The sequence below is a fragment of the Streptomyces tritici genome (assembly GCF_048500665.1).
Lineage (GTDB): Bacteria > Actinomycetota > Actinomycetes > Streptomycetales > Streptomycetaceae > Streptomyces > Streptomyces tritici.
In genome coordinates this window covers 556,522-581,884 of record NZ_CP183183.1, presented here as the reverse complement: position 1 = coordinate 581,884, position 25,363 = coordinate 556,522, and the positions used below count along the sequence as shown (strand labels likewise).

Annotated in this window: 26 protein-coding genes; 14 read left to right on the top strand and 12 right to left on the bottom strand. The window is 73.2% G+C overall.

What is annotated here, in order from left to right; all coding sequences use genetic code 11:
- The first annotated feature begins 100 nt into the window (after positions 1-100).
- Entirely contained in the window at positions 101-1,120 is a 1,020-nt protein-coding gene (locus ACNJ93_RS02685) for a lactonase family protein (RefSeq protein WP_418961292.1), read from the top strand.
- A gap of 136 nt (positions 1,121-1,256) precedes the next feature.
- Here the strand turns inward: ACNJ93_RS02685 and ACNJ93_RS02680 are convergent, their stop codons facing one another.
- Both ACNJ93_RS02680 and ACNJ93_RS02675 read right to left on the bottom strand, forming a co-directional pair.
- Entirely contained in the window at positions 1,257-2,174 is a 918-nt protein-coding gene (locus ACNJ93_RS02680) for a sirohydrochlorin chelatase (protein WP_418955679.1), read from the bottom strand.
- 95 nt (positions 2,175-2,269) lie between these two features.
- Positions 2,270-3,265, bottom strand: a complete 996-nt coding sequence (locus tag ACNJ93_RS02675) for an N-acetylglucosamine kinase (protein ID WP_418955678.1) — start codon at positions 3,263-3,265, stop codon at positions 2,270-2,272.
- A 62-nt stretch (positions 3,266-3,327) separates the two neighbouring features.
- Here ACNJ93_RS02675 and ACNJ93_RS02670 point away from each other — a divergent pair, with 62 nt between their 5' ends.
- Entirely contained in the window at positions 3,328-4,005 is a 678-nt protein-coding gene (locus ACNJ93_RS02670; protein ID WP_418955677.1) for a uracil-DNA glycosylase, read from the top strand.
- Between the two features lie 48 nt (positions 4,006-4,053).
- Here the strand turns inward: ACNJ93_RS02670 and ACNJ93_RS02665 are convergent, their stop codons facing one another.
- Entirely contained in the window at positions 4,054-5,139 is a 1,086-nt protein-coding gene (locus ACNJ93_RS02665; protein WP_418955676.1) for a WD40/YVTN/BNR-like repeat-containing protein, read from the bottom strand.
- A gap of 106 nt (positions 5,140-5,245) precedes the next feature.
- Positions 5,246-6,337, bottom strand: a complete 1,092-nt coding sequence (locus ACNJ93_RS02660) for an NADH:flavin oxidoreductase/NADH oxidase (protein WP_418955675.1) — start codon at positions 6,335-6,337, stop codon at positions 5,246-5,248.
- Between the two features lie 159 nt (positions 6,338-6,496).
- Between ACNJ93_RS02660 and ACNJ93_RS02655 the strand changes: the two genes are divergently transcribed.
- Entirely contained in the window at positions 6,497-6,853 is a 357-nt protein-coding gene (locus tag ACNJ93_RS02655) for an ArsR/SmtB family transcription factor (protein WP_418955674.1), read from the top strand.
- On the opposite strand, the gene ACNJ93_RS02650 is transcribed toward ACNJ93_RS02655, so the two are convergent.
- Positions 6,850-8,211: an FAD-dependent oxidoreductase gene (locus tag ACNJ93_RS02650; protein ID WP_418955673.1), complete on the bottom strand. Its 1,362-nt coding sequence runs from the start codon at positions 8,209-8,211 to the stop codon at positions 6,850-6,852. The genes ACNJ93_RS02655 and ACNJ93_RS02650 overlap by 4 nt on opposite strands.
- A gap of 107 nt (positions 8,212-8,318) precedes the next feature.
- Entirely contained in the window at positions 8,319-8,963 is a 645-nt protein-coding gene (locus ACNJ93_RS02645; RefSeq protein WP_418955672.1) for a DUF305 domain-containing protein, read from the bottom strand.
- A gap of 192 nt (positions 8,964-9,155) precedes the next feature.
- Between ACNJ93_RS02645 and ACNJ93_RS02640 the strand changes: the two genes are divergently transcribed.
- A complete protein-coding gene (locus tag ACNJ93_RS02640) occupies positions 9,156-10,667 on the top strand; it encodes an LVIVD repeat-containing protein (protein ID WP_418955671.1) in 1,512 nt (503 codons plus the stop codon).
- Here the strand turns inward: ACNJ93_RS02640 and ACNJ93_RS02635 are convergent.
- The 4 genes from ACNJ93_RS02635 to ACNJ93_RS02620 form a co-directional block, all read right to left on the bottom strand.
- Positions 10,643-11,296: a TetR/AcrR family transcriptional regulator gene (locus ACNJ93_RS02635; protein ID WP_418955670.1), complete on the bottom strand. Its 654-nt coding sequence runs from the start codon at positions 11,294-11,296 to the stop codon at positions 10,643-10,645. The two genes, ACNJ93_RS02640 and ACNJ93_RS02635, sit on opposite strands and share 25 nt — an antisense overlap.
- Before the next feature lie 137 nt (positions 11,297-11,433).
- On the bottom strand, positions 11,434-12,084 hold the full coding sequence (locus tag ACNJ93_RS02630) for a phosphatase PAP2 family protein (protein WP_418955669.1): 651 nt from the start codon (positions 12,082-12,084) through the stop codon (positions 11,434-11,436).
- A gap of 74 nt (positions 12,085-12,158) precedes the next feature.
- Positions 12,159-13,091, bottom strand: a complete 933-nt coding sequence (locus tag ACNJ93_RS02625) for a M56 family metallopeptidase (protein ID WP_418955668.1) — start codon at positions 13,089-13,091, stop codon at positions 12,159-12,161.
- 112 nt (positions 13,092-13,203) lie between these two features.
- Positions 13,204-13,824, bottom strand: coding sequence for a DUF5134 domain-containing protein (locus ACNJ93_RS02620; protein WP_418955667.1), 621 nt, complete (start codon positions 13,822-13,824; stop codon positions 13,204-13,206).
- Positions 13,825-13,982: 158 nt separating this feature from the next.
- Between ACNJ93_RS02620 and ACNJ93_RS02615 the strand changes: the two genes are divergently transcribed.
- Positions 13,983-14,534, top strand: coding sequence for a GNAT family N-acetyltransferase (locus ACNJ93_RS02615; protein WP_418955666.1), 552 nt, complete (start codon positions 13,983-13,985; stop codon positions 14,532-14,534).
- A gap of 16 nt (positions 14,535-14,550) precedes the next feature.
- On the opposite strand, the gene ACNJ93_RS02610 is transcribed toward ACNJ93_RS02615, so the two are convergent.
- Positions 14,551-15,234 (bottom strand): glycerophosphodiester phosphodiesterase, encoded by a 684-nt coding sequence (locus tag ACNJ93_RS02610; protein ID WP_418955665.1) that lies wholly within the window; start codon positions 15,232-15,234, stop codon positions 14,551-14,553.
- 411 nt (positions 15,235-15,645) lie between these two features.
- Between ACNJ93_RS02610 and ACNJ93_RS02605 the strand changes: the two genes are divergently transcribed.
- The 4 genes from ACNJ93_RS02605 (at position 15,646) to ACNJ93_RS02590 (ending at position 19,713) form a co-directional block, all read left to right on the top strand.
- Positions 15,646-17,052 carry a DUF6421 family protein gene (locus ACNJ93_RS02605; protein WP_418955664.1) on the top strand — a complete coding sequence of 469 codons (1,407 nt, stop codon included), beginning with the start codon at positions 15,646-15,648 and terminating at the stop codon, positions 17,050-17,052.
- 35 nt (positions 17,053-17,087) lie between these two features.
- A complete protein-coding gene (locus ACNJ93_RS02600; protein ID WP_418955663.1) occupies positions 17,088-17,846 on the top strand; it encodes an SDR family NAD(P)-dependent oxidoreductase in 759 nt (252 codons plus the stop codon).
- Positions 17,825-18,925 carry a threonine aldolase family protein gene (locus ACNJ93_RS02595; protein WP_418955662.1) on the top strand — a complete coding sequence of 367 codons (1,101 nt, stop codon included), beginning with the start codon at positions 17,825-17,827 and terminating at the stop codon, positions 18,923-18,925. The genes ACNJ93_RS02600 and ACNJ93_RS02595 overlap by 22 nt, the downstream gene beginning before the upstream one ends.
- 101 nt (positions 18,926-19,026) lie before the next feature.
- On the top strand, positions 19,027-19,713 hold the full coding sequence (locus ACNJ93_RS02590; protein ID WP_418955661.1) for a B3/4 domain-containing protein: 687 nt from the start codon (positions 19,027-19,029) through the stop codon (positions 19,711-19,713).
- A gap of 27 nt (positions 19,714-19,740) precedes the next feature.
- On the opposite strand, the gene ACNJ93_RS02585 is transcribed toward ACNJ93_RS02590, so the two are convergent.
- Positions 19,741-20,463 carry a lysophospholipid acyltransferase family protein gene (locus ACNJ93_RS02585; protein ID WP_418955660.1) on the bottom strand — a complete coding sequence of 241 codons (723 nt, stop codon included), beginning with the start codon at positions 20,461-20,463 and terminating at the stop codon, positions 19,741-19,743.
- 257 nt (positions 20,464-20,720) lie between these two features.
- Between ACNJ93_RS02585 and ACNJ93_RS02580 the strand changes: the two genes are divergently transcribed.
- The 5 genes from ACNJ93_RS02580 to ACNJ93_RS02560 all read left to right on the top strand — a co-directional run bounded on the left by ACNJ93_RS02580 (position 20,721) and on the right by ACNJ93_RS02560 (position 25,304).
- Positions 20,721-21,044: a TlpA family protein disulfide reductase gene (locus ACNJ93_RS02580; RefSeq protein WP_418955659.1), complete on the top strand. Its 324-nt coding sequence runs from the start codon at positions 20,721-20,723 to the stop codon at positions 21,042-21,044.
- A 247-nt stretch (positions 21,045-21,291) separates the two neighbouring features.
- Positions 21,292-21,798 carry a flavin reductase family protein gene (locus tag ACNJ93_RS02575; protein ID WP_418955658.1) on the top strand — a complete coding sequence of 169 codons (507 nt, stop codon included), beginning with the start codon at positions 21,292-21,294 and terminating at the stop codon, positions 21,796-21,798.
- Positions 21,799-22,020: 222 nt separating this feature from the next.
- The gene (locus ACNJ93_RS02570) at positions 22,021-22,806 is read left to right on the top strand and encodes an electron transfer flavoprotein subunit beta/FixA family protein (RefSeq protein ID WP_418955657.1); all 786 of its coding nucleotides are present in this window, start codon (positions 22,021-22,023) and stop codon (positions 22,804-22,806) included.
- Positions 22,807-22,901: 95 nt separating this feature from the next.
- On the top strand, positions 22,902-23,864 hold the full coding sequence (locus ACNJ93_RS02565; RefSeq protein WP_418955656.1) for an electron transfer flavoprotein subunit alpha/FixB family protein: 963 nt from the start codon (positions 22,902-22,904) through the stop codon (positions 23,862-23,864).
- Positions 23,865-24,014: 150 nt separating this feature from the next.
- Entirely contained in the window at positions 24,015-25,304 is a 1,290-nt protein-coding gene (locus ACNJ93_RS02560; RefSeq protein ID WP_418955655.1) for a DUF6986 family protein, read from the top strand.
- Positions 25,305-25,363: the final 59 nt, after the last annotated feature.

Genomic DNA, 25,363 nt, shown 5'->3' with positions numbered 1-25,363 from the left:
CGACGGAGGCGGGGGACCCGCCGGCACCACAGGAGCGGCCGCGGCGGACCGCCCGGACACCGCGGCGACCGGTGAGGGCGCCCGCCCCGCCGGGAACGCCCTGCGGGCGTACGCCGGCTCGTTCACCGGGGCCGGGGGACGGGGCGTCGTCGCCCTCTCCGTCGACCCGCGCACCGGCGTGCCGACCGTGACCGGGGCGACGGACGCCGTTCCCGAGCCGTCCTTCCTCGCGCCCGCCCGGACCGCCCACGGGCGGCCCGTGCTGTACGCCGTCTCCGAGACCGAGGACGGGGCCGTGGCCGCGTTCGACGTCTCCGGTGACGTTCCGCGCCCGCTCGGCGGGCCCGCGGCCGTGCGCGGCTCCGGACCCACCCACCTGTGCGTCGCCGCCGGCCACGTGCTCACGGCGAACTACACCTCCGGCAGCGTCAGCGCCCTGCCGCTCGCCCCGGACGGCACGCCCCGGGCCGCCGCCGCGGTGCTGCGGCACGAGGGCGCGGGGCCCGTCGCGGACCGGCAGGCCGGTCCGCACGCCCACCAGGTGCTCCCGGACCCGTCCGGGCGCTGGATCCTCTCCGTGGACCTCGGCACGGACTCCGTCCGGGTCTGCGCCCTCGACCCCGAGTCGGGCGCCCTGCGGCTGCACGGCGAGCACGCCCTGCGCCCCGGCAGCGGGCCGCGGCACCTCGCCTTCCACCCCGCCGGCGGCCACGCGTACGTCGTGCACGAACTCGTCCCGATGGTCACCGTCTGCCGCTGGGACGCCGAGGCCGGCGCCCTCGAACCGCTGGGGGAGACCCCGTTGCGTCAGCCGGGCCACCCCTCCGGGATCGTCGTCGCGCCCGACGGGCGTTTCGCCTGGACGGCGGTGCGCGGAGCCGACACCGTCGCTGTCCTCGCGCTGTCCGCGGCCGGGGACGCGGCGGAGCCCGTCGCCGCCGTGCCGTGCGGCGGCCACTGGCCCCGGGACCTGACGCCGGACCCCACCGGACGCCGCCTGTACGTCGCCAACGAGCGCTCCGGCGACGTCACCTGGTTCGACCTGGACCCCGCCACCGGGATCCCCGCCCGTGCGGGCGCGCTCCCGGTCCCCGCGGCGACCTGCGTGGTCTTCGCCTGACCCACGCCGCGGACACTCCGCGGCGCCCGTACCGCGGACAGACGCCGCAGGGCCCGTACCGCGGACAGACGCCGCAGGGCCCGTACCGGAGACTCCGGCGCGGGCCCTGCGGCTGATCGTGCGGTGTACGGGAACGTCAGTGGGCCGGGGACCCCTGCTGCAGCGTGATGCCCTGGACCGCCGCGTACTGCGACAGCACCAGCTTGCCGATCGCCGGGTACGAGCCGAGCGGCTCGGAGGAGGGGCAGCCGGCCTCCTTCGCGGCCTCGTCGAGCAGGCCCTCGGCCAGCTCCGGGCCGACCAGGTACGGGGCCAGCGCCAGCTGCACCGAGCCCGCGCCGCGCAGCTGCTCGGCGACGGAGGCGATCGAGCCCTCCTGGTCGAGCGCGGCGGCGATCACCGGGACGGCGAGGCGCGCGGCCAGCAGCATGCCGGTGATGCCGGCGGCCTGGACGGCCTCCTCGCCGCCGACCGTCGCCAGGATGATGCCGTCGGCGGCCGTGGCCACCGTGAACAGCCGGGCCCGGTCGGCGCGCGCCAGACCGGCCTCGGACAGCCGCACGTGCAGCGCCTCGGCGAGCAGCGGGTGCGGGCCGAGCACATCGGTCAGCTCCGCGCCCGAACCGCTGCTGAGCACGGACTCGCGGATGCGGCGCATCAGCGCGCTCTCCGGGCCGGCGAGCAGCGGGACCACGACCGCCGGAGCGCCCTCGGGGGCGCTGACCTCGCGGCCGGCGGCCACGGCGAGTTCGTAGCGCTCGTTGCGCAGGGCCGTGACGGCCGTCAGCACGGTGCCCAGCGTCGGGTACTCGGTGTCGTCGCCGTCCACGTAGCCGATCGCGGCCTCCAGGCCGGGCAGCTCGGAGCGGGCGATGCTGACGACCTCCTCGGCCAGGGAGCGTATGGCCGGGGTGGGCGTGCCGGGAACCGCCAGGACCAGCGTAGGAGCGCCCTCGGGCGCCGCCACGGGTTCGGGTCGGCGGTGCCGCCCGGTCTGGCGGGGTCGCGGCATTCGTACAGGCAGGCCGGAAGCGGGCCCAGTGGGGGAGCTCATGGCGCCGCATGCTACTGGTTTCGCCCGTCGGACGGTTCGGTGAGGTGCGACTGGGCGTCGGATGCCCGCCTTTGTCCGGCCTGCTCCTTACGTGTTCAATGCTCGGGTACGTACAGCAGCCGGGGGTCCTCCGGCAGCCGGAGCGTCCCGGCGGCCAGCGCGGCGGCGAGCGCCACGGCACCCGCGAGCGGGTCTCCGGCCGCGGCCGCCCGCCGGGCGTGCGGCAGTTGGGCCGCCAGTTCCTCCTCCAGCGGGACGAGCAGGGGGTCCCCGAGCCGGAACAGGCCGCCGGTCAGCGCCACTTCGACGCGCGCCGCGCCCTCCACGCCCGCCGCCGGGCACACCGCGGCCGCGGACTCGGCGATCCGCGCCGCCGCCTGGCGCAGCAGGCGGGACGCCACGCGGTCGCCCTCCTCGGCGCACCGGGCCACCTCGGGCGCGAACGAGGCCAGCACGGCGGGCCGGTCCGTGCGCGGGTACAGCGCGCCCGGCAGCCCCGCCGCCGGGCCGAACCGCTGCTCGGCGGCGGCCAGCAGCGCGCGCGAGCCGCCCCGGCGTCCGTCGTGCGCCCGCAGCGCCGCCTCGAGACCGGCCCGGCCGATCCACGCCCCGCTGCCGCAGTCGCCGAGCAGGTGGCCCCAGCCGTCCGCGCGCCGCCAGCCGGTCAGATCGGTGCCGAGCGCGACCAGTCCCGTCCCGCCGGCCACCACCGCGCCCGGCCGCTGGCCGAGCGCCCCCGCGTACGCGGTGACCGCGTCGGCCGCCAGCGCGAGCCGCCGTACGCCGAGCGCCTGCCGCAGCGCCCCCGGAACCTCGGCGCGCAGCTCGTCGCCGAGCGTCGCCATCCCGGCCGCCCCGACCGCGACCGCGACCATCCGCCCGCCGTGCCGCCCCAGGAACCCGTCCACCGACGGCAGCAACCGTTCGAGCAGATGACCGGCCTCGATCCCGCGCGGCCCGGTGCGCACCGGCTCGCGGGTCGACTCCGTCTCCACCACCCGGCCGCCGGCCGCCTCCGCACAGGCGATCCGCAGCCCGGAGCCGCCCGAATCGACGCCCACGACCCACTCGCCCACCGCAGTCCCGTCCACGTCGCGCACCCTATCCCCGCGGCGGTCGGCGCTGTCGGTGTAGGCCGGTAGAGTGACGCGCCGTGGCAGCACGACCGTTGAGTGAACTGGTGGAGCCCGGCTGGGCTGAGGCGTTGCGTCCCGTCGAGGGCCGTATCGCGGCGATGGGCGACTTCCTGCGCGCGGAGATCGCCGCCGGGCGGAAGTACCTTCCCGCGGGCGAGCACATCCTGAGGGCCTTCCAGCAGCCCTTCGAGGACGTACGGGTGCTGATCGTGGGTCAGGACCCGTACCACACGCCGGGGATGCCGATCGGCCTGAGCTTCGCGGTCGCCCCCGACGTGCGCCGGCTGCCCCCGAGCCTGGAGAACATCTACCGGGAGCTGAACACGGACCTGGGCCTGCCCCGTCCGTCCAACGGCGACCTCACGCCCTGGACCCGCCAGGGCGTCCTGCTCCTCAACAGGTCCCTGACCACCCAGCCGCACAAGGCCAACAGCCACCGCGGCAAGGGCTGGGAAGAGGTCACCGAGCAGGCGATCCGCGCGCTGGCCGCCCGCGGCAAGCCGCTGGTCTCGATCCTCTGGGGCCGCGACGCCCGCAATCTGCGGCCCTTCCTCGGTGAGCTGCCGGCCATCGAGTCGGCGCACCCCTCGCCGATGTCCGCGGACCGCGGCTTCTTCGGCTCGCGCCCGTTCAGCCGCGCCAACGAACTCCTCGCCCGCCAGGGCGCCCAGCCCATCGACTGGCGCCTGCCGTAGGGGGCCCCGGCGGGCGCACGAGCGCCCGCCGCAGGACCTCCGCGGCGCTCAGCCGATCACCGCGGCTCTGACGCAGAGCACGTCGGGCAGGTGCTCGGCCAGGAGCTGCCAGGTGTCGCCGTCGTCCGCGCTGGCGTACACCTCGCCGTTCCGGTTGCCGAAGTAGACGCCGGTCGGGTTCGCGTCGTCGGTGCGCAGGGCGTCGCGCAGCACCGTGCCGTAGTGGTCGCCCTGCGGCAGCCCGGAGGACAGCGGCTCCCAGCTCGCGCCGGCGTCGGTGGTGCGGTAGACCCGGCAGCGCCGGCCGGCCGGGACGCGGTCCTCGTCGGCGTTGATGGGGAAGACGTACGCGGTGTCCCCGCGGTGCGGGTGGGCGGCGACGGCGAAGCCGAACGTGGACGGCAGCCCCGCGCCGATGTCCGTCCAGCTCGCGCCCGCGTCGTCGCTGCGGTACACGCCCCAGTGGTTCTGCAGGTAGAGCCGGTCCTCGTCGACCGCGTCCCGCGCGACCTTGTGGACGCACTGGCCGAACTCCGGGTTGGGGTCGGGCAGGAAGACCGCCGAGACCCCCTTGTTGGACGGGGCCCAGCTCGCGCCGCCGTCCCGGGAGCGGAAGACGCCGGCCGCCGAGACGGCGACCGTCACGGACTCGGGGTCCCGCGGATCGGTGACCACCGTGTGCACGGCCTCACCGCCGCCGCCCGGTGCCCACTTGGCGCGCGTCGGATGCTCCCAGAGCGGCCGGATCAGCTCGAACGACTCACCGCCGTCGACCGACTTGAAGAGCGCGGCCGGCTCCGTCCCCGCGTACACCACGTCGGGCTCGTCGCGGCCCGCCGGGTGCAGCTGCCAGACGCGCTCCAGCGAAGCCCCGGTGTCCTGCGGGAACTTGACGGCCGGCTGTTTCGGCTCGGTCCAGGTGGTGCCCAGATCGTCCGACCGGAAGACCGACGGGCCCCAGTGCGAGCTGTCGCCCCCGACGAGCAGGCGGGGCGTGTCGCGCCGGGTGTCGATCGCGACCGCGTACACGGCCTGCGCGTTGAAGTGGGGGCCGTCGAAGTCCCAGCGGCCGCCGCGCCGGCGGCCGAGGAACAGACCCTTGCGGGTGCCTACGGTGAGCAGTACGTCGGACATGGTCGAAACCTCCGGAACGACGCCGTTGTCGTGGATACGGGCAAGTCTGCACCCGCCCACTGACAACGGCGTCCCGGCCCGGCGTTCCGGCAGGTCGCGGGCGTGTTCAGGCCCGGTGGTAGGGGGCCGGCACGGCGACCTCGCCGCCGAGCTCGCGGGCCGCGTGGCGGGCCCAGTACGGGTTGCGCAGCAGTTCGCGGCCGAGGAGCACCGCGTCGGCCTCGCCGTTGGCGACGATCTTCTCGGCCTGGGCGGGCTCCGTGATCAGGCCGACCGCGGCCACGGGCAGACCGGTCTCCTGGCGGACGCGGGCGGCGAACGGGACCTGGTAGCCCGGGCCCACGGGAATGCGGACGCCCGCCGCGTTGCCGCCGGTGGAGACGTCCAGGAGGTCCACGCCGTGGTCCTTCAGGAGCGCGGCGAAGCGGACGGTGTCGTCGGCGGTCCAGCCGTTCTCCTCCAGCCAGTCGGTGGCCGAGATGCGGAAGAACAGCGGCAGTTCCTCGGGCCAGACGGCGCGGACGGCGTCGACGACCTCGAGCGCGAAGCGGGTGCGGTTCTCGAAGGAGCCGCCGTACGCGTCGGTGCGCGTGTTGGAGTGCGGGGAGAGGAACTCACCGATCAGGTAGCCGTGGGCGCCGTGGATCTCGGCGACCCGGAAGCCGGCGTCCAGGGCGCGGCGGGCGGCGTCGGCGAACCGGCCGACGATGTCCCGGATCCCGTCCGTGGACAGCTCGGTCGGGACCGGGTGGCGCTCGTCGTACGCCACGGGGCTCGGGCCGAGGGGCTGCCAGCCGTCGGCGTCCGGGCCGAGCGGGGCGCCGCCCTTCCACGGGCGGTCGGTCGAGGCCTTGCGGCCGGCGTGCGCGAGCTGGATGCCGGGCACGGTGCCCTGCTGCTCCAGGAAGCCGGTGATGCGGCGCAGCGCGGCGACCTGGGTGTCGTTCCAGATGCCGAGGTCCGCGGGGCTGATCCGTCCCTCGGGGGAGACCGCGGTCGCCTCGACCAGGATCAGGCCGGTGCCGCCGGCGGCGCGGGCGGCGTAGTGGGCGAAGTGCCAGTCGCCGGCCACGCCCGCGTCCGGACCGGTCACCTCCGCCGAGTACTGGCACATCGGGGCCATCCAGACGCGGTTGGGGAAGGTCACCGAACGGAGGGTGTACGGCTCGAACAGGGCGGCGCTCATGGCGGACTCCATCTGCGGGGCGGGACCGGGGGGCCGTCGGACGGGCCCGACGGACTCTTCGTACGATAGCCATCGTAGTACGGCGTCTGTCAAACTACGAAGACTCTCGTACAATGGAACCGTCGCCCGACATCGAAGCAGCACCGTCGCCCCGGACGAACTGGAGACGCCGTGACCGCCGCAGCCGCCCGCGCCCTCGACCACCCCGCGCGGGACGAGATCCGACTGGAGAGCGTGCTCCATGCGCTCGCGGACCCGGTCCGGCTCCGGATCGTGCGCGAACTGGCCGCCTCGGAGTCCGAGTTGAGCTGCTCGTACTTCGTCCTGCCGATCACCAAGTCGACCTGCACCCACCACTTCCGCGTCCTGCGGGAGAGCGGCGTGATCCGGCAGGACTACCGGGGCACGGCGAAGATGAACGGCCTGCGCCGCTCCGACCTCGACGCGCTCTTCCCCGGCCTCCTGGACGGCGTCCTGGCCGCGGCCGCCTCCCAGGACGACCGCGTCCCGCAGGGCGTCGCCGATTAGGAGCCAGCCCCCGCCCTCGCCGCCGTCCGCAGGCCCTCCCAGTCCGGGATTTTCACCGGCGGCCGGCCCAGAGAGCGGCCCAGTTCCGCCTCCGCGCGCTCGATCGCGATCCAGCCCGGCCAGGTCACCGGCTCGTGGCCCAGCTCCCGCAGGGCGGTGACCGGGTCCGCCGCCACCGTCCTCGCCGCCAGGTCCGGGGCGTCCGCGAGCAGCGAGGCGGCGGTCTCCTTCGCGCACGGCCGGTTCGTGCCGATCACCCCGGTCGGGCCGCGCTTGATCCACCCGGCCACGTACTCGCCGGGCGACGCGGCCCCGTCCCGCACCACGCGCCCCGCCAGGTGCGGCACCGTCCCGCGCGTCTCGTCGAACGGCAGCCCCGGCAGCGCGACGCCCCGGTACCCGACCGCCCGCAGCACCAACTGCGCCTCCACGTCCTCGTACGCGCCCGTGCCCCGCACGCCCCCGGAGCCGTCCGGCGCCGTGCGTTCGAACCGCACCCCCGCCACCCGCCCGTCCTCGCCGAGCACCTCCACCGGCCGCAGGAAGAACCGCAGGCCGATGCGCCGTCCGCGGGCGCGCGCGGCCCGGTCCGGCTCGGCCGCCCAGCCGCGTACGACCTCCAGGTTGCGCCGGTTCACCGCCGGCAGCGCCGAGGGGTCGGCGAACGAGGGGTCGAGCGCCAGTTCCGCCGGGTCCACCCAGACCGACGCCCCGGGCAGGGTGCCCAGTTCGCGCAGCTCCTTCGTGGTGAACCGGGCCTGCCCCGGGCCGCGCCGGGCCACCATCTGCACCTCGCGGATCCCGCTGTGCTCCAGCGCGGCGAGCGCGCCCTGCGGCACGTCCGTGGTCCGCAGCTCGTCGGCGCCGCGGGCCAGCATGCGGGTGACGTCGACCGCCACGTTGCCCGCCCCGATCACCACGGCGGAGCGCGCGCCGAGCCCGAAGCCGCTGCCCGCCGCGTCCGGGTGGGCGCTGTACCAGGCGACGAACTCGGTCGCCGACCAGCTTCCGGCGAGGTCCTCGCCGGGCACCCCGAGCCGCCGGTCGCGGGCCGCGCCCACGCAGTACACGACCGCGTGGTAGAGCTCCAGGAGCCGGGCCGGGGTCAGCCCGCGCGCGCCGACCTCGACGTTGCCGAGGAAGCGGATCCGCTCGTCCTCCAGGACGGTGCGCAGGCTGTTCTGCAGCGACTTGATCTTCTCGTGGTCGGGGGCGACCCCGTAGCGCACCAGGCCGTACGGGCACGGCAGCCGGTCCAGGACGTCGACGCGCACCCCGGGGACCCGGTCCTGCTGGACCAGGGACTGCGCGGTGTACACGCCGCTCGGACCCGAGCCGACGACTGCGACGCGAAGCACGGGACGCTCCTTCCCGGGGTTTCCAGCATCGCACCGCGGACCGGCGCCCGGGAGCCGCCGTACGGGGCCCGGCGCGGTCCCTACGGCCGCGCCCGCCGCCCCCGCCGCTACATCGAGCGCATCCGGTTGATCTCGGCCGTCTGCTGCGCGATCACGTCGTTGGCCATCTCCTCGACGAGCACGTTGTTCCCCTCGGACAGCACCTGCGCGGCCATGGTCACCGCCCCCTCGTGGTGGACGATCATCAGCTCCAGGAACAGGTCGTCGAAGGCCCCGCCCTTCGCCGCCTTCAGTCGGGCGAGCTGCGCCTCGGTCGCCATGCCGGGCATCGTCCCGTGGTCGTGGGCGCCGTGGCCTCCCGCGCCACCGTTCGTTTTCAGCCAGCCCTCCATGGCGGCGATCTCCGGCTGCTGCGCCGCCGTGATCCGCGCCGCCAGCTTCTTGACCTGGTCCGATGAGGCCCGTTCCGGCACCAGCGCGGTCATGGTCAGGGCCTGCCGGTGGTGCTCGATCATCATCGTCGCGTACCGGCGGTCCGCGGCGTTCGGCCGCTCGTCGGGGAGGGCGCGCTGCGCCTCCTGCGGGGAGAGCGTCCGGGCCGCCTCGCCGGGCTTGCCCGGCGCGATGACCCCCGCACCCTTGCCGGCCTGCGGCCCCGCGTCGGAGGGGGCCGCGTCGCAGCCGGCGAGGAGGAGCGCGGCGAGCAGACCCGCGGACACGAGGGCTGCGGTGGGGACCGGGCGCTTCGACAAGACGACCTCCGAAGTGGGCGGGACGAGCGGGACGGACGGGGACCGAGGGGGACCAACTCATGTCTGCGTCAGGAGCGTCGGGCAAAAACCTTCATGACGACTGTGTTGCCATCTATTGAGATGTCCATGAAAAGGAAGATACTGCCGGGGTCCAGGAACCGTTCAACTCTGAACGGACACAAGGGAGGACGCGTGACTTCGTTGCGTACCACGCGCGTACGACGCAGACCTCTGGCAGTGGCTACCGCCGCGGCCGGACTGCTCGCCACCCTGCTGGCGGCCGGACCCGCGGCCGCCACGCCCGACCCCGGTGACGCCGCCACCGAGCGCGCCGTCACCGCCGAACAGGCCGCCGGGGCGCGCTCCGCCGTCCGCAGCGGCGAGATACCCGGCGTGGACGAGGTCGTCCACAGCGACAACATCACCCACCTCACCAACATCCCCAAGGACGCCCTGCCGGGCACCAACTCGGACCTGGCCTTCCAGGGCAAGTACGCCTTCGCCGGCAACTACGACGGCTTCCGCGTCTTCGACATCAGCGACCCCAAGGCCCCGAAGACGGTCGCCCAGGTGCTCTGCCCGGGCTCGCAGAACGACATCTCCGTCTCCGGCGACCTGCTCTTCCTGTCCACCGACTCCTCCCGCAGCGACAACTCCTGTGCCAGCACCACCCAGCCGGCCACGGAGAAGTCGTCCTGGGAGGGCATGAAGATCTTCGACATCAGCGACGTGGCCAACCCCAAGTACGTGGCCGCCGTCGAGACCGCCTGCGGTTCCCACACCCACACGCTGGTGCCCAAGCGCAGCGACGTGTACGTCTACGTGTCCTCGTACTCGCCGAACGCGGCCTTCCCCGACTGCCAGCCCCCGCACGACGGCATCTCGGTCATCAAGGTCCCGCGCAAGGCTCCCGAGCAGGCCAGGATCGTCAACTTCCCGGTCCTGTTCCCGGGTGAGGGCCCGGACGGCGGCGGCAACCCGGGCTCGCCCACCAACCCGGGCGTGTCCAAGACCACCGGCTGCCACGACATCACCGTCCTGCCGTCGAAGAACCTGGCCGCCGGCGCCTGCATGGGCGACGGCCTCCTCTTCGACATCACGGACCCGGCGAACCCGAAGATCCTCGACCAGGTCCAGGACAACGTGAACTTCGCGTTCTGGCACTCGGCGACCTTCAACCAGAAGGCGAACAAGGTCGTCTTCACCGACGAGCTCGGCGGCGGCGGCGCCGCGACCTGCAACGCCGTCATCGGGCCGAACCGGGGTGCCGACGGCATCTACGACATCGTCGGCAAGGGCGACAAGCGCAAGCTGGTGTTCCGCAGCTACTTCAAGATCCCGCGCCACCAGGCGAACACCGAGAACTGCGTCGCCCACAACGGCTCGCTGATCCCCGTCAAGGGCAAGGACCTCATGGTCCAGGCCTGGTACCAGGGCGGCGTCTCCGTCTGGGACTTCACCGACTCCGCCAACCCGCACGAGATCGCCTACTTCGAGCGCGGCCCGATCAGCACCGAGGTGCTCCGGGGCGGCGGCTCATGGTCGGCCTACTACTACAACGGCCACATCTTCTCGAACGACATGGCCAAGGGCTTCGACGTGCTGAAGCTCAGCGACCCGCGCACCGACGCGGCGAAGCGGATCCGGATGGACGAGCTCAACGTCCAGACCCAGCCGGACTACTTCGAGGACTTCGAGGACTGACGCACCACGCGCACCGGCGTGCCGTCGGGCGGTTCACCCTCCGGCGGCACGCCCAGCTCCCAGTCCAGCCCGTAGCGCTGGAACAGTTCCGCTCGCAGCCGCGGCAGCGGCATCGGCGCGCCGGGCAGCAGCACCGCCACCACCGCGCCCATCAGCAGCGCCCGCAGCAGCGGGTAGTCGGTGTCCACGTCGGCCGCGCCGTACCGGGACATCGTGTCCCGCAGCAGGAAGGCCAGCCGCTGCTGCTCCGGGCACTGCACGAATCCCTCGGCCTGCAGGATCCCCGCCATGTGCGTCCGCATCAGCCGCGGCCGGTCGCGGGCCAGGCCGAGGATCGCGTCGATGGCCCGGGCCAGCCGCTCGCGGCCGTCCTCGGTGCGCGGCTCGCGCTCCAGCGCCTCCTCCAGCGTCAGGTGCATCAGCCGGTGCACCGCGGACTGCAGCAGCTGGCGCTTGCCGGGGAAGTAGTACGAGACCAGGCCACGGGCCGTGCCGGCCCGGTCGGCGATGTCTCCCAGCGTCGTCGCCTCGTATCCGCGCTCGCCGACGAGTTCGACGGCGGCCTGCAGAATGCGCTCGCGGGATCGCCGCCGAAGCTCTTCATTGACCGCTGGGCTCCGCGGGGACATGCTGGACTCCTGCGTTGACTGGCTCCCAGCCAATATACTCAGACCCGTCCTGCCGACGGGCCGCCGCGCCCGGCCGGCCGGGCGCTGCCGTCTGTTCTGGGCGACGCGGGGGATCGTCCAGGACAGGCGGCCTTGTCCTATTCTCCTACGGTTTGTCCTGTGCCGGGCCGCGGCCGGCCGGACCGGTACGTGAGCACGGTGACGCACACCAGGCACACACCGAGCAGCCAGCCGCCGACCACGTCGGACGGCCAGTGCACCCCCAGGTACACCCGGGTCCAGCCGACGCCGAGCACGGACACCAGCGCCGCCACCGTCACCACGCTCCAGCCGCGCCACCCGTCCCGCCAGTGCAGCGCCAGCACCCACAGCAGCAGTCCGCAGGTCACCGTCGCCGTCATCGCGTGACTCGACGGGAAGGCGTCGAAGCGGGCCGAGTCCACGGGGTCGGGCCAGTACGGGCGGTCCCGCCCGACCAGGGCCTTCACGGCGTGCTGCACGCCCGCGGTGAGCAGGCCCGCCGCACCGGCCCACAGCGCGAGCCGGTGCTCCCGCAGCCGCCACAGCACCAGCACGGTCGCGGCGAGCAGCGCGCGCATCGTCCACGGGTCCCAGACCCAGTCGCTGAGGATCCGGTTCAGCCGCGTGAAGCCCGGTTCGGCGACCGCGCTGCGGTGCAGGGCCACCGCGACCTCCCGGTCCACCGTGACCAGCGGGGCCCAGTGCGCGGCGACGAGCACCAGCAGCAGGACGGACAGCAGACCGGAGACCACGGCGGAGGAGCGCATGACCCGATCTTCGCGGACGGACCCGAACGGCGTCCTCCGCTTCGGCCGGAACGGCGGGGCGTGTCCCGTGCCGGTCAGTTCAGCGCGGCGAGCCCCGGAACCAGGGCGACGACGAGGGGGATCACCGGCAGCAGCGCCGCCGTGGCGGTCAGATGCAGCCGCTGGACCGGCCGGAGCCGGGGCAGCGCGGAGAGGAGCCGGTCCACCCGCTGCGGCAGATGCGCCTCGGACGAGGCGGGCCCGAACACGCCCCGGTCCTCGTTGAGTTCCACCAGCGCCAGCGCCGTCGTGAGCCGGCCGTGCCGGCGCGAGGCCACGTCGTCGGCGGCCAGTTCGACCAGGCGGTGCATCTCGCCGCGGAAGGCGGCGAAGACCGGGATGCCCGGGAAGCCCTCGGCGAGCGCCGCCGAGCAGTGCAGCAGCCAGTCGTGCCGGGCCCGGGCGTGACCCTCCTCGTGGGCCAGGACCGCGTCGAGCTGACGCCCCTTCAGGCGCTGCAGCGCCGCGGTGGTGATGACCAGCTGCGGCGACGGGCCCGGCAGCCACCAGGCGTCCGGGCGCTCGCCCTCCAGGACGACCAGCGGCCCCGCGCCGCGCTCCTCGCCCGGCAACAGCGGCGAGCGCACCAGGAGTTCGCGCCGCCGCTGCCGGCGGCGGGCGCGGGCCCGGCGCACCTCACGGGCGAGCATCGCGAGCGTCCACAGCCCGCCGCAGGCCAGCACCACCGCGAGCGGCGCGGACCAGGGCTGGTGGGCGCCCAGTTCGTACGCCTCCACGACACCGTTCGGCGCGGACGCGAACAGGTGCCCCCGGACGGCCTGCCAGGCCACGGCGGCGCTCAGCGTCATCGCCAGGCCGAAGCTCGTCAGGACGGCGGCCACCACGCACTGCCACACCCACAGCGCCACCACCGGCTCGCGCTCCACCCAGACGGCCTGCGCGAGCAGACGGGGAGCGACGGCCGCGGTCACGACGCCGAGGACGAGCAGCGTGAGAGAGACCACCATGCGGCCAGCCTATGAGGAGGTGCCACCCGGGGGTATGCCCGCGCGCGGCAAGTGACGTACGCCACGGTTTGATTGCGGCGTCCGGCCCGCCCCTCACCCGCCCGCTCCGACCTCACAGCGTCAGCAGCATCGCCAGCATTGCGAGCGCCATCGACAGCCGGCAGGCCGCCGCCAGCTCCGGTCTCGCGGCCCAGCCCGGGGCCGCCGAGGTCCCCCCGGCCGGCGCGGCGACGGATGCCGCCGGCACGAGCCGCGCGCCCGACCGCAGCACGTACACCGTGTAGTAGAGAAGCAACGCGCCGGTCAGCAGCGGCACCCCCGCCGCCTCGCCGTACGCCCCGTAGGCCGCGTGCCCGCCGGCCCCCGTGCCCCCGCCGTGCCCGGCGTGCGCCCCCTGCGCTCCTTGTGCCGGGAGCGCCATCGCGAGCGCCATGTAGACCATGGCCACCGAGCCGACCAGATGGTGCAGATGGTGCCCGCCGCGCCGCGCCGCCCGCAGCGCCCGCAGTGCCGCGCCGCCGAACACCGCCGCGTACACCGCCCAGCTCCAGGCCGGCGGCGCGTACACGGCCGCCGGTACGGCCATCGCCGCCATCCCGAAGCCCATCACGGCCTCGCCACCCGCCGCCCGGCGCTCCTCGCCCGTGCAGCTGCGCGTCCGCAGCAGGCAGTACGCCCCGGACGCCGCGCACAGGGCCACCAGCAGCCAGCCGAGCGTCGCCGGTCCGTGCACGCGCCACCTCCCCCTCGCCGCCACTGCCCGGTGGATGCCCGCGCGCCCGGGCCGCTACGCGAGCGCAGAGGGGTACGGGGGGAGCACGCGACGGCGGCCGCGCAGGCGGGCGTTACGCTCGTGTGAGTCACCGCCGCCGCGAGGAGAGCACCGCCGTCATGGACACCGCACTGCCCCAGGAGACCGGAACGCTCAGCTACCGGACCGCGGTCGAGGCGGACGTCGCCGCCGTCGTCCCGCTGGTCGAGTCGGCCTACCGGGGCGACAGCAGCAGGACCGGCTGGACCACCGAGGCGGACATCCTGCAGGGGCAGCGCACGGACCCCGAGCAGGTGCGCCAGGTCATCACCGCGCCCGGCTCGCGGCTGCTGCTGGTGGAGCGGGACGGCGAGCTGATCGGCTGCTGCCAGCTGGAACACCGCGGCGACGCGGCGTACTTCGGCATGTTCGCGGTCCGGCCCGGTGCACAGGGCGGCGGCCTGGGCCGGCAGATCCTCGCGGAGGCCGAGCGGCAGGCGCGCGCGGACTGGGGGGTGACCGAGATGCACATGACCGTGATCACGGTGCGCGAGGAGCTGATCGCCTACTACGAGCGGCGCGGCTACCGCCGTACGGGACGGACGGCCCCGTTCCCGTACGGCGACGAGCGCTTCGGCCTGCCGCAGCGCGACGACCTCGAGTTCGAGCTGCTGGTGAAGGAACTCGTCTGAGTCCCGCGGCCGCCGGTCAGGCGGTGAAGCGGCCGGTGCGGCGGATCTCCGGGTAGTCGGTCGCCGCGCCGTCCAGCTCCAGCGCCCGGACCAGGCGCAGATGGTCCTGGGTGTTGACCACCCAGCCGATCACCTTCAGCCCCTCGCCGTGCGCCTGCTCGACGGTCTCCAGGGCGAGCCGCCGGATGTTGAGGGACAGGGTCTCCGCCCCGACTGCCTTGGCCCGGTCCACGATGTCCTTGTCCCAGCGGCTCGCGATCAGCGCCGTCCGCACCCCGGGCACCAGCTCCTTGATCTCGGCGAGGGCGGCGTCGTGGAACGACGACACCTCCACCCGGCCCACCAGGTCGCGCCGGAGCATGACCTCGGCCAGGGCCCGCGCCGCCGCCTCGTCCTTGATCTCCGCCTGCAGCGGGGCCCGGACCGCGTCCAGGACCTCGTCGAAGACCGGGATCCGCTCGCCCTGCCCGGCGTCGAGCCCGCGCAGCTCGCCGAGCGTGAGTTCCGCGATCAGCCCCGTGCCGTCCGTGGTGCGGTCGACCTCCGCGTCGTGCATGACGACGAGCGCGCCGTCTTTGCTCAGGTGGAGGTCCAGCTCGATGACGTCCATGCCCGCGTGCTCCGCGCGGACGAAGGACCGCAGGGTGTTCTCGGGTTCGACACCCATGACTCCGCGATGACCGATGGTGAGGAAACTCAAGATCTTCTCGCTTCCGTCGATGGCCGGGCCGTCGAGGTCCGCACGCCCGGGTTCCCGTCCGGGCGCCGTGGCGGCTCTGGCGCAGCCTAACTCCGGGCGCCGACGATGCCATCGGTCGTGCACGGGGCTTCGGAGGCGTTCCTTCCAGGCCTTGCGCGCCCCACGGGGGCGGTACGCCTCACCCACCCGTGGGCGCGTCCGCAGGATCTTGACGGTCCCGCGGGACGCGCGGCCGGTCGGGGGGGCGCCCGGAGTCATTCCGGACTTCCGGGCACAGGAGACCCCCTCCGGCAGGAAAAATGACGGTGACCATGGGGGGTCGGCAGGATAATTTCTTCTCCTCCTCTTGTCTTGAAGAACCTCGGATGGATACGGTGTTTTGACACGAGGTTCTCCTGTGAAGGAAGAGGCATGACGGAAATTCTTGTGCAGGACGCGATCAGCGGGGGCATAGCGGCCGGCGAGCGCGTGGTCGACCACCCCGCCTGGCCCGAGCTCAAGAAGGCCGTGGAGGAGATCCGCACCTGGCAGTCCGCCGACGGATCCATCGACCTCGCGGCCGAGGGCGCGCCCGCCCGCGGCCTCGTCGAGGAGACCGTGGAGCGCGTCGTCGCCTCCGTCGAGACGCTCTCCCCGCTCGTCCCGCACGGTGTCGCGTACCACCGCGCCCTCATCGCCGACCTGCGCAAGTGGGCCCGGGACGGCTTCGGCGTGCCGGACTTCCTGGACTCCCTGATGGAGTTCCACCCCGCCGCCCAGCGCGTCGACGGCCTGCAGCACCTCGTGCTCTTCCCGATGTACACCCAGAACGGCAACCCGGACCGCAACCTCGAGGCGGTCGTCCTGCGCATGGTGTGGCCGGAGTGGCTCTCCGACCTGGAGGCCACCCGCTACGACAACCCGCTGTTCTGCGGCATCACCTTCGAGGACTTCACCGCCGGGTACGACACCAACTCGGCCGTCCTCTTCCCCGAGACCATCGCCGTGCGCGAGGCCCCCGAGCGCTTCACCTGGGGAGGCATCTTCTGCGACCGCGAGGCCGCCCGCTTCCGCAAGGTCACCGAGGCCGCCGTCGACATCCTCGGCATCGAGCTGCCCGAGGACATCGCCGCCATGGTCGAGGACCAGAAGCGCTGCGAGCAGGCCTTCGTGCTCTGGGACATGGTCCACGACCGCACCCACAGCCACGGCGACCTGCCGTTCGACCCGTTCATGATCAAGCAGCGCCAGCCGTTCTGGATGTACGGCCTGGAGGAGCTGCGCTGCGACCTCACCGCCTTCAAGGAGGCCGTGAAGCTGGAGGCCGAGGGCAACGCGCACGGCCGTGACGTCCAGTACGCGGTCCTCTTCGACCGGATGTTCCGCTTCCCGGTCACCGGCGACCGCAACCGCAACTACGACGGTCTCGGCGGCCAGCTGCTCTTCGCGTACCTGCACAAGCACGACGTGATCCGCTGGACCGACAACACGCTGAAGATCGACTGGCAGCGCGCCCCGCAGATCACCAACCAGCTCTGCGCCGAGATCGAGAAGCTGTACCGCGACGGCATCGACCGCCCGAAGCTGGTCCACTGGTTCGCCGCGTACGACCTCGTCTCCACCTACCTCGCCCCGCACCCCGGCTCGAAGTGGGCGAAGGGCCCCGACGCCCTGGACCTGACCCAGCCGCCGCGCAAGCTCGTCGACGACGTGCTTCCGGACGAGTTTCCGCTCAGCATGTTCTATGAGGCCCTTTCCAAGAAGCTCAAGGGTGTGATCGCCGCCACGAAGGGGATCACTGCCAAGAGCGTCGCGGGCTCCGAGCAGGCTGCCGCGTGAGCACTCGTACGGAGAACACGGAGGAGGCGTCGCCCATGAACGGCAACGGAAACGGCGGGTCGCTCGAGGGCGCCGTGGTCGCGGTCGCCGGAGCGGCCGGACCGGCGGGCCGGGCCGCCCTGCTGCGCCTCGCGGAGGCCGGCGCCACGGTCGTGGCGTCCGACGCCGACCCGGCGCGGCTCGCGGAGGCGGTGGACGCCGCCCGGTACGCCCACGGCGGCGCCACGGTCACCGGCGACACGGTCGACCTGCTCGACCTGGACGCCACCAGGGAATGGGCCGCGAAGACCGAGAAGGAGTTCGGCCGGATCGACGGCCTGGTCCACCTCGTCGGCGGCTGGCGCGGCAGCGCCTCCTTCACCGAGACCGAGATCAAGGACTGGGACTTCCTGGAGCGGCTGCTGATCCGCACCGTCCAGCACACCTCCCTCGCCTTCCACGACCCGCTGCTGCGCAGCGACCGGGGCCGCTACGCCCTGGTCAGCCAGTCCGGCGCGCACAAGCCGGTGGCCACCAACGCCGCGTACAACGCCGGCAAGGCGGCGGCCGAGGCCTGGACGCTCGCCATGGCGGACTCCTTCCGCAAGGCGGGGGGCGAGGACGGCCCGCACGCGGCCGCTGCGATCCTGGTGATCAAGGCACTGGTGCACGACGCCATGCGCGCGGAGCGCCCCAATGCGAAGTTCGCGGGCTTCACGGACGTCAAGGAACTGGCCGACGCCATCGCCGGGCTCTGGGACAAGCCCGCCTCGGAAGTGAATGGACAGCGTCTGTGGCTGACCCCCAAGCCGTGACCGGCGGCACCTCCCCGAAGACCGACGCGCGTCGTCACCACGACCCGTCGGTCCGGGGTTTCGCCAGCGACAACTACGCCGGCGTCCACCCGGAGATCCTCGCGGCGATCGCCCTCGCCAACGACGGCCACCAGGTCGCCTACGGCGAGGACGAGTACACCGACCACCTCCAGCGGATCATGCACAGCCACTTCGGCCCGACCGCCGAGGCCTTCCCGGTCTTCAACGGCACCGGCGCGAACGTCACCGCCCTCCAGGCGCTCACCGACCGCTGGGGCGCGGTGATCTGTGCCGAGACCGCCCACATCAACGTGGACGAGGGCGGCGCCCCGGAGCGGATGGGCGGCCTGAAGCTGCTCACCGTGCCCACCCCGGACGGCAAGCTCACCCCCGAGCTGATCGACCGGCAGGCCTGGGGCTGGGAGGACGAGCACCGGGCGATGCCACAGGTCGTCTCGATCACCCAGAACACCGAACTGGGCACCCTCTACACGGTGGAGGAGATCCGCGCGATCGTCGAGCACGCCCATGCCAAGGGCATGAAGGTGCACCTCGACGGGGCCCGCATAGCCAACGCGGCCGCCTCCCTGAACGTGCCGATGCGCGCGTTCACCAACGCGGTCGGCGTCGACGTGATCTCGTACGGCGGCACCAAGAACGGCATGATGTTCGGCGAGGCCGTCGTCGTCCTCAACCCGGACGCGGTCAGCCACATGAAGCACCTGCGCAAGCTGTCCATGCAGCTCGCCTCCAAGATGCGCTTCGTGTCGGTGCAGCTGGAGGCGCTGCTCGCCAAGGACCTGTGGCTGCGCAACGCACGGCACGCCAACGAGATGGCGCAGCGGCTCGCGGCCGGCGTGCGCGAGGTCGACGGGGTGGAGATCCTCTACCCGGTGCAGGCCAACGCGGTCTTCGCCCGGCTGCCGCACGACGTCAGCCGCCGGCTCCAGGAGCGGTTCCGCTTCTACTTCTGGGACGAGGCGGCCGGCGACGTCCGCTGGATGTGCTCCTTCGACACCCGCGAGGACGACGTGGACGCGTTCCTCCAGGCGCTGAAGGAAGAGATGGCGCGCGGCTGAGACCGCGCCCGGGCCCGCCGGAGTCCACCGACTCCGGCGGGCCCGTCCTTGCACGGGTTAGTGCAATGGAGTGCACCGGCCGGTCCGGTAGGATGGACCGCATGCGATTCAACGTCTCCGACGAGGTCCGCGGCCTCGTCCCCGGCTTCACCCATCTCGCCGTCGAGGCGCACGGACTCGTCAACGGGCCGAGCGACGACGCCAGCGCGGCCCTGCTCGACGAGGCCGCCCGCCGGCTGACGGAGCGGCTCGACGGCCGGACCCCGGACCAGGACCCGCACATCGCCGCCTGGCGCGCCGCGTACACCGCCTTCGGCGCCAAGCCGTCCCGCACCCGCAACTCCGCCGAGGCCCTGGCGCGGCGCGCGCTCGCGGACGGCGGACTGCCCCGGATCAACCGGATCGTCGACGCCTACAACGCGATCAGCGTGGCCCACCTGATCCCGGCCGGCGGCGAGGACCTCGACCGGATCAAGGGCGACATGCGCCTCGTACGGGCCACCGGCGACGAGCCGTTCGTGACCACTGCCGGCGGCGAGGAGGTCGTCGAGCACCCGGACGCCGGCGAGATCGTCTGGTGCGACGAGGAGGGCGTCACCTGCCGCCGCTGGAACTGGCGCCAGGGCCCGCGCACCCGCATCGACGACTCCACGGTGAACGCGATCTTCCTGCTGGAGTCGCTGGCGCCGATGACCATGGACGCGCTCGTCGCCGCCGGCGCCGAGCTCGCCGAGGCCCTCGAGAAGCTCAGCCCCGGGGCGCGGATCACCGTGCACAGCCCGGAGTGACCTCGCGTCGGCCCCGGGGGACGGTCGTCAGCCGCGCTCCTTGACCTCTTCCGGCGTCGGCGCGGTGCCGCCGAGGTGCGCGGGCACCCACCAGGTGTCGCCCGCGTCCTTCGGACGCACCGGGTACGCCCGCTGCGCCGCCTCCAGCAGCTCCTGGACGCGTCCGCGCAGCCGCCGGGTGATCGCCCCCGCGTACTGGTCGGCGGGGGCCTCCAGCGGCTCCCCGACCCGGATGGTGACGGGGATGTGGCTGCGCTTGAAGTTGCGCGGCCGGCCCTTGGTCCACAGCCGCTGGGTGCCCCACAGTGCCATCGGGATCAGCGGGACCCCGGCCTCCTGCGCCAGGCGTGCTGCGCCCGACTTGAAGCTCTTGAGCGTGAACGACTGGGAGATGGTCGCCTCGGGGAACACGCCCACGATCTCGCCGGCCTTCAGCGACTCCAGCGCGTGCTGGTACGCGTGCTCGCCCTGCGAGCGGTCCACCGGGATGTGCTTCATGCCGCGCATCAGCGGGCCGGAGATCTTGTGCTTGAAGACCGAGTCCTTCGCCATGAAGCGCACCAGCCGCTTCTGCGGCAGGGCGGCCAGGCCCGTGAAGATGAAGTCCAGATAGCTGATGTGGTTGCTGACCAGCACCGCGCCGCCGGTGCGCGGGATGTTCTCGGAACCCTGGGTGTCGATCTTCAGGTCCAGTGCCTTGAACAGGGTGAGGGCGGCACCGACGACCGGACGATAGACGAGCTCTGCCATCTGGGAGGAACCCCTTCTCTCATGCCTGGGGAGGGTTCTCCCGGCGGAAAGTTACGCGGCCGTAGGTTTTCGGCTTTGGGCAGATCGTGCCCCATGTGGGCCACGGTGACCAGTCCTGACGGCTTCGTACGGGGAGATTCTCGTCACGCCCGGTGGCCGGTGGCGGGAATCCAACGGCCTCGTGGGACGCTGCACGGGGGGCGGCGCACGGCGCCGGCGGCGACACGCGCACAGGAGCGGGAGCGGGGACGACACCGATGCAGGACCGGCCGGGAGTGACCCTGACCAGTGACGAGCTGGGCGTGGAGCTGGGGGAGCGGGCCACGCTGGTGCAGTTCTCCACCGCCTTCTGCCAGCCCTGCCGCGCCACCCGGCGCACCCTCGCCGAGGTCGCCGCGATGGTCGAGGGCGTCGGTCACGTCGAGATCGACGCGGAGGAGCGGCTCGACCTCGTCCGCGCGCTCGGGATCGAGCGCACCCCGACCGTGCTCGTGCTCGACCGCGCCGGCCGGATCGTCCGCCGGGCCTCCGGGCAGCCCCGGAAGGCCGACGTCATCGCCGCCCTGGGTCGCGCGGTCTGACGCCGCGACACGCCTCCCGCGCCGACTCCGTGACACACCTCCCGCGCTGACGCCGTGACATGTCTCCCATATCGCGGTCCGCGCTTGACTCGGCACGTCGGCGATCGTCAGTCTGGCCGGGTGCTGCCCCCAGAACTCCTTCTCCACGGGCGGGCCGACGTCGACCTGGCCCGCAACGCGAGCGCGCGCTGTCCGGGTGTCCGGTAACCCCAGGCCCCGTACGTCTCCCCCGCAGAAGGACAATTCCATGACGGTTTCGCCCGAGCTCCGCACCTCTCGGCAGACCAGCTCCGACCTCCTCCGTTCCGTCTTCCGGCAGCACGCCGCCGGTGTCGCGGTCATCACCGCCCACGGGGACCGCCCCGTCGGCTTCACCGCCACCTCCCTCAACTCCGTGGCCGCCGAGCCCGCGCTGATCTCCTTCGGGGTGGGCACCGGCTCGTCCAGCTGGCCGGTCCTGTCCGAGGCCGAGCACATCGGCGTGCACATACTCGGCGAGCACCAGGCCCCGCTCGCCGCCACCTTCGCCCGCAGCGGTGCCGACCGCTTCGCGCCGCCGACCCGCTGGCGGCCCGGCCCCGAGGGCGTCCCGCTGCTCGACGGCGTGCTCGCCTGGCTGGTGGCCCGCGTGGTGGCGAAGGTCCCGGCCGGCGACCACCGGATCGTCATCGCGGAGGTCGTCGACGGCGACCCGCAGGGCGAGGGCCGCCCGCTCCTGTACCACCAGGGCCGCTTCAACGCGCTGCGCGACTGAGCCGTCCGCGGGCGGTCCGGCCGGCGTGACGTCCGGCGTGACGTCCGGCGTTGGCAAGGTCACACGTCTGAGCGCTTGCTCAGTGGTAACGAACTGGGTGTACTGGCGAGTAATATCCCGTCCGGGGCGTCGGGCGCCCCGACCGGAAAACCCGCCCTTCAGGCGCCTATGCTGCCCATTGACAAGGCAGCTCAGTAATGACGATGCAGTAGGAGAGCCGGCGTGAGCTTGAGGATCGTTGTCTGTGTGAAGTACGTGCCGGACGCCACCGGCGACCGGAAGTTCGCCGACGACCTGACGGTCGACCGCGACGAGGTCGACGGCCTGCTGTCCGAGCTCGACGAGTACGCCGTCGAGCAGGCGCTGCAGATCGCCGAGGAGGCGGACGAGGCCGAGGTCACCGTGCTCACCGTCGGCCCCGAGGACGCCAGGGACGCGCTGCGCAAGGCGCTGTCCATGGGCGCCGACAAGGCCGTCCACGTCGAGGACGAGGACCTGCACGGCTCCGACGTCATGGGCACCTCGCTCGTGCTGGCGAAGGCGATCGAGAAGGTCGGCTACGACGTTGTCATCGCCGGTATGGCCTCCACCGACGGCACCATGGGCGTGCTGCCCGCGATCCTGGCCGAGCGCCTGGGCGTCCCGCAGGTCACCCTGCTCTCCGAGGTCAAGGTCGAGGACGGCAAGGTCACCGGCCGCCGCGACGGCGACACCGCCTCGGAGCAGCTGGAGGCGTCCCTGCCGGCCGTCGTCTCCGTGACGGACCAGTCGGGCGAGGCCCGCTACCCGTCCTTCAAGGGCATCATGGCCGCCAAGAAGAAGCCGGTCGAGGAGCTGGGTCTGGACGACCTGGAGATCGACGCCGACGAGGTCGGCCTCGAGGGCGCCTGGACCGCGGTGGACTCCGCCGCCGAGCGTCCCGCGCGCACCGCGGGCACGATCGTCAAGGACGAGGGCGAGGGCGGCAAGCAGCTGGCCGCCTTCCTTGCGGAGCAGAAGTTCATCTAAAACGCTGCCTCGCGAGCCAGAGGTTCATCCAAGAGGGCTCGCGCGAGCCGCAGCTGAAGTCCGCCCCTTTTTCGTTCGCAGGAGATTGAAGTCCCATGGCTGAGATTCTCGTCTACGTCGACCACGTCGACGGAGCCGTCCGCAAGCCCACCCTGGAGCTGCTGACGCTCGCCCGCCGTCTGGGCGAGCCGGTCGCGGTCGCGCTCGGCAACGGCGCCGCCGACACCGCCGCGGTCCTCGGTGAGCACGGCGCGACCCGCGTCCTGACCGCCGACGCCCCGGAGTTCGCCGACTACCTCGTCGTCCCGAAGGTCGACGCGCTCCAGGCCGCGTACGAGGCCGTGTCCCCGGCCGCCGTCCTGGTCCCGTCCTCCGCGGAGGGCAAGGAGATCGCCGCCCGTCTCGCGGTCCGCATCGGCTCCGGCATCATCACCGACGCCGTGGACCTGGAGGCCGGTGACGAGGGCCCGGTCGCGACGCAGTCCGCGTTCGCCGCGTCCTTCACCACCAAGTCCCGTGTCTCCAAGGGCACCCCGGTCATCACCGTCAAGCCGAACTCGGCCCCGGTCGAGGCCGCCCCGGCCGCCGGCGCCGTCGAGGCCCTGTCGGTGTCCTTCGGCGAGCTGGCCACCGGCACCAAGGTGACCGCGCGCACCCCGCGCGAGTCGACCGGCCGCCCGGAGCTGACCGAGGCCGCGATCGTGGTCTCGGGTGGCCGCGGCGTCAACGGCGCCGAGAACTTCGCGCTCATCGAGGCCCTCGCCGACTCGCTCGGCGCGGCCGTCGGCGCCTCGCGCGCCGCGGTGGACGCGGGCTGGTACCCGCACTCCAACCAGGTCGGCCAGACCGGCAAGTCCGTGTCGCCGCAGCTGTACATCGCCTCCGGCATCTCCGGCGCGATCCAGCACCGCGCCGGCATGCAGACCTCGAAGACGATCGTCGCGATCAACAAGGACGCCGAGGCGCCCATCTTCGAGCTCGTGGACTACGGCGTGGTGGGCGACCTCTTCGACGTCGTCCCGCAGCTGACCGAGGAGATCAAGACCCGCAAGGGCTGATCGCTCCTCTCCGCGGTCCGGGGGCCGCGCGGCGCACGTCGCCGCGCGGCCCCCGGCCGTTTCGGGCAACCATTGACGCAGGTCCGGCGGACTACTAACTTCACTATACGGATTGTTGATTCCGTGTGGCGGAAAACAGGAGGATGCAGGATGGGTCAGCAGGAGAAGGTGTCGACGAGCCTCGCCGGAGCGGTCAGCGAGGACATCAGCGCCTCCCTCGCAGCGGTGGACGCCGAGCTCGACCGGCGCTACCCGGGCGACCCCGGCACCCGCCAGCCCGTCCACACCGTCTACGTCCCCGGCAACGTCTTCGCCGCCGACACCGTCCGCTCCTGGGGCGACCAGGCCCTCGCCGCCCTCGACGAGCACGCCCCCGACGCCGCCGTCTTCGCCCGCGTGCTCGGCCTGTCCGAGGCCCTCGCCGAGGACGTGTACGGCCGCGTCCGCGCCAAGCTGGAGCGCGAGCCGATCGAGGACCTCCGCGTCGACTTCGAGGACGGCTACGCCGGGCAGGACGAGGACGCCGACGCGGCCCGCGCCGCCCGCCTGATCGCCGAGGCGTACCGGAACGGCACGGCCGCCCCGTACATGGGCATCCGCATGAAGTGCATGGAGGCCGCCGTACGCGACCGCGGCATCCGCACCACCGACGTCTTCCTCACCGGCCTCATGGAGCACGGCGGCCTGCCCGACGGCCTCGTGCTCACCCTGCCCAAGGTCACCTACCCCGAGCAGGTCTCCGCCTTCGTCCGCCTCCTGGAGGCCTTCGAGAAGGCCCACGGCCTCGACGCCGGCCGCCTCGGCTTCGAGATCCAGATCGAGACCAGCCAGGCCATCCTCGCCGCCGACGGCACCGCCACCGTCGCCCGCATGATCGACGCCGCCGAGGGCCGCGCCACCGGCCTGCACTACGGCACCTTCGACTACAGCGCCTGCCTCGGCGTCTCCGCCGCGTACCAGGCCAGCGACCACCCCGCCGCCGACCACGCCAAGGCGATCATGCAGGTCGCCGCCGCCGGCACCGGCGTACGCGTCTCCGACGGCTCCACCAACGTCCTCCCGGTCGGCTCGACCGAGCACGTCCACGAGGCGTGGCGGCTGCACTTCGGCCTCACCCGCCGCGCGCTCGCCCGCGCCTACTACCAGGGCTGGGACATGCACCCCGGCCACATCCCCACCCGCTACGCCGCCGTCTTCGCCTTCTACCGCGAGGGCTTCGAGGCCGCCGCCAAGCGCCTGTCCGCGTACGCCAACCACGCCGGCGGCGACGTCATGGACGAGCCCGCCACTGCCAAGGCCCTCAGCTCGTACCTGCTGCGCGGCATCGACTGCGGCGCCCTCGACACCGCCGAGGTCGACGCCCTCACCGGTCTGACCCGCGCCGACCTCGACCGCTTCGCCGCCCCGCGGCGCGGCGACCTGACGGCCACGGCTCAGTAACAGCCGTCCGGGCGCGCCATCCGGGCCCCGTACTCTGTACGCGTTCATCACACGCCACA

What these genes read in the sequence shown, in the direction of transcription:
- ACNJ93_RS02680 (WP_418955679.1), bottom strand. Translation starts at nt 2,174, where the DNA reads ATGAGCTCCCCCACTGGGCCCGCTTCCGGCCTGCCTGTACGAATGCCG.
- ACNJ93_RS02665 (WP_418955676.1), bottom strand. Translation starts at nt 5,139, where the DNA reads ATGTCCGACGTACTGCTCACCGTAGGCACCCGCAAGGGTCTGTTCCTC.
- ACNJ93_RS02660 (WP_418955675.1), bottom strand. Translation starts at nt 6,337, where the DNA reads ATGGAGTCCGCCATGAGCGCCGCCCTGTTCGAGCCGTACACCCTCCGT.
- ACNJ93_RS02635 (WP_418955670.1), bottom strand. Translation starts at nt 11,296, where the DNA reads ATGTCCCCGCGGAGCCCAGCGGTCAATGAAGAGCTTCGGCGGCGATCC.
- ACNJ93_RS02630 (WP_418955669.1), bottom strand. Translation starts at nt 12,084, where the DNA reads ATGCGCTCCTCCGCCGTGGTCTCCGGTCTGCTGTCCGTCCTGCTGCTG.
- ACNJ93_RS02625 (WP_418955668.1), bottom strand. Translation starts at nt 13,091, where the DNA reads ATGGTGGTCTCTCTCACGCTGCTCGTCCTCGGCGTCGTGACCGCGGCC.
- ACNJ93_RS02615 (WP_418955666.1), top strand. Translation starts at nt 13,983, where the DNA reads ATGGACACCGCACTGCCCCAGGAGACCGGAACGCTCAGCTACCGGACC.
- ACNJ93_RS02605 (WP_418955664.1), top strand. Translation starts at nt 15,646, where the DNA reads ATGACGGAAATTCTTGTGCAGGACGCGATCAGCGGGGGCATAGCGGCC.
- ACNJ93_RS02600 (WP_418955663.1), top strand. Translation starts at nt 17,088, where the DNA reads ATGAACGGCAACGGAAACGGCGGGTCGCTCGAGGGCGCCGTGGTCGCG.
- ACNJ93_RS02590 (WP_418955661.1), top strand. Translation starts at nt 19,027, where the DNA reads ATGCGATTCAACGTCTCCGACGAGGTCCGCGGCCTCGTCCCCGGCTTC.
- ACNJ93_RS02585 (WP_418955660.1), bottom strand. Translation starts at nt 20,463, where the DNA reads ATGGCAGAGCTCGTCTATCGTCCGGTCGTCGGTGCCGCCCTCACCCTG.
- ACNJ93_RS02580 (WP_418955659.1), top strand. Translation starts at nt 20,721, where the DNA reads ATGCAGGACCGGCCGGGAGTGACCCTGACCAGTGACGAGCTGGGCGTG.
- ACNJ93_RS02575 (WP_418955658.1), top strand. Translation starts at nt 21,292, where the DNA reads ATGACGGTTTCGCCCGAGCTCCGCACCTCTCGGCAGACCAGCTCCGAC.
- ACNJ93_RS02565 (WP_418955656.1), top strand. Translation starts at nt 22,902, where the DNA reads ATGGCTGAGATTCTCGTCTACGTCGACCACGTCGACGGAGCCGTCCGC.
- ACNJ93_RS02560 (WP_418955655.1), top strand. Translation starts at nt 24,015, where the DNA reads ATGGGTCAGCAGGAGAAGGTGTCGACGAGCCTCGCCGGAGCGGTCAGC.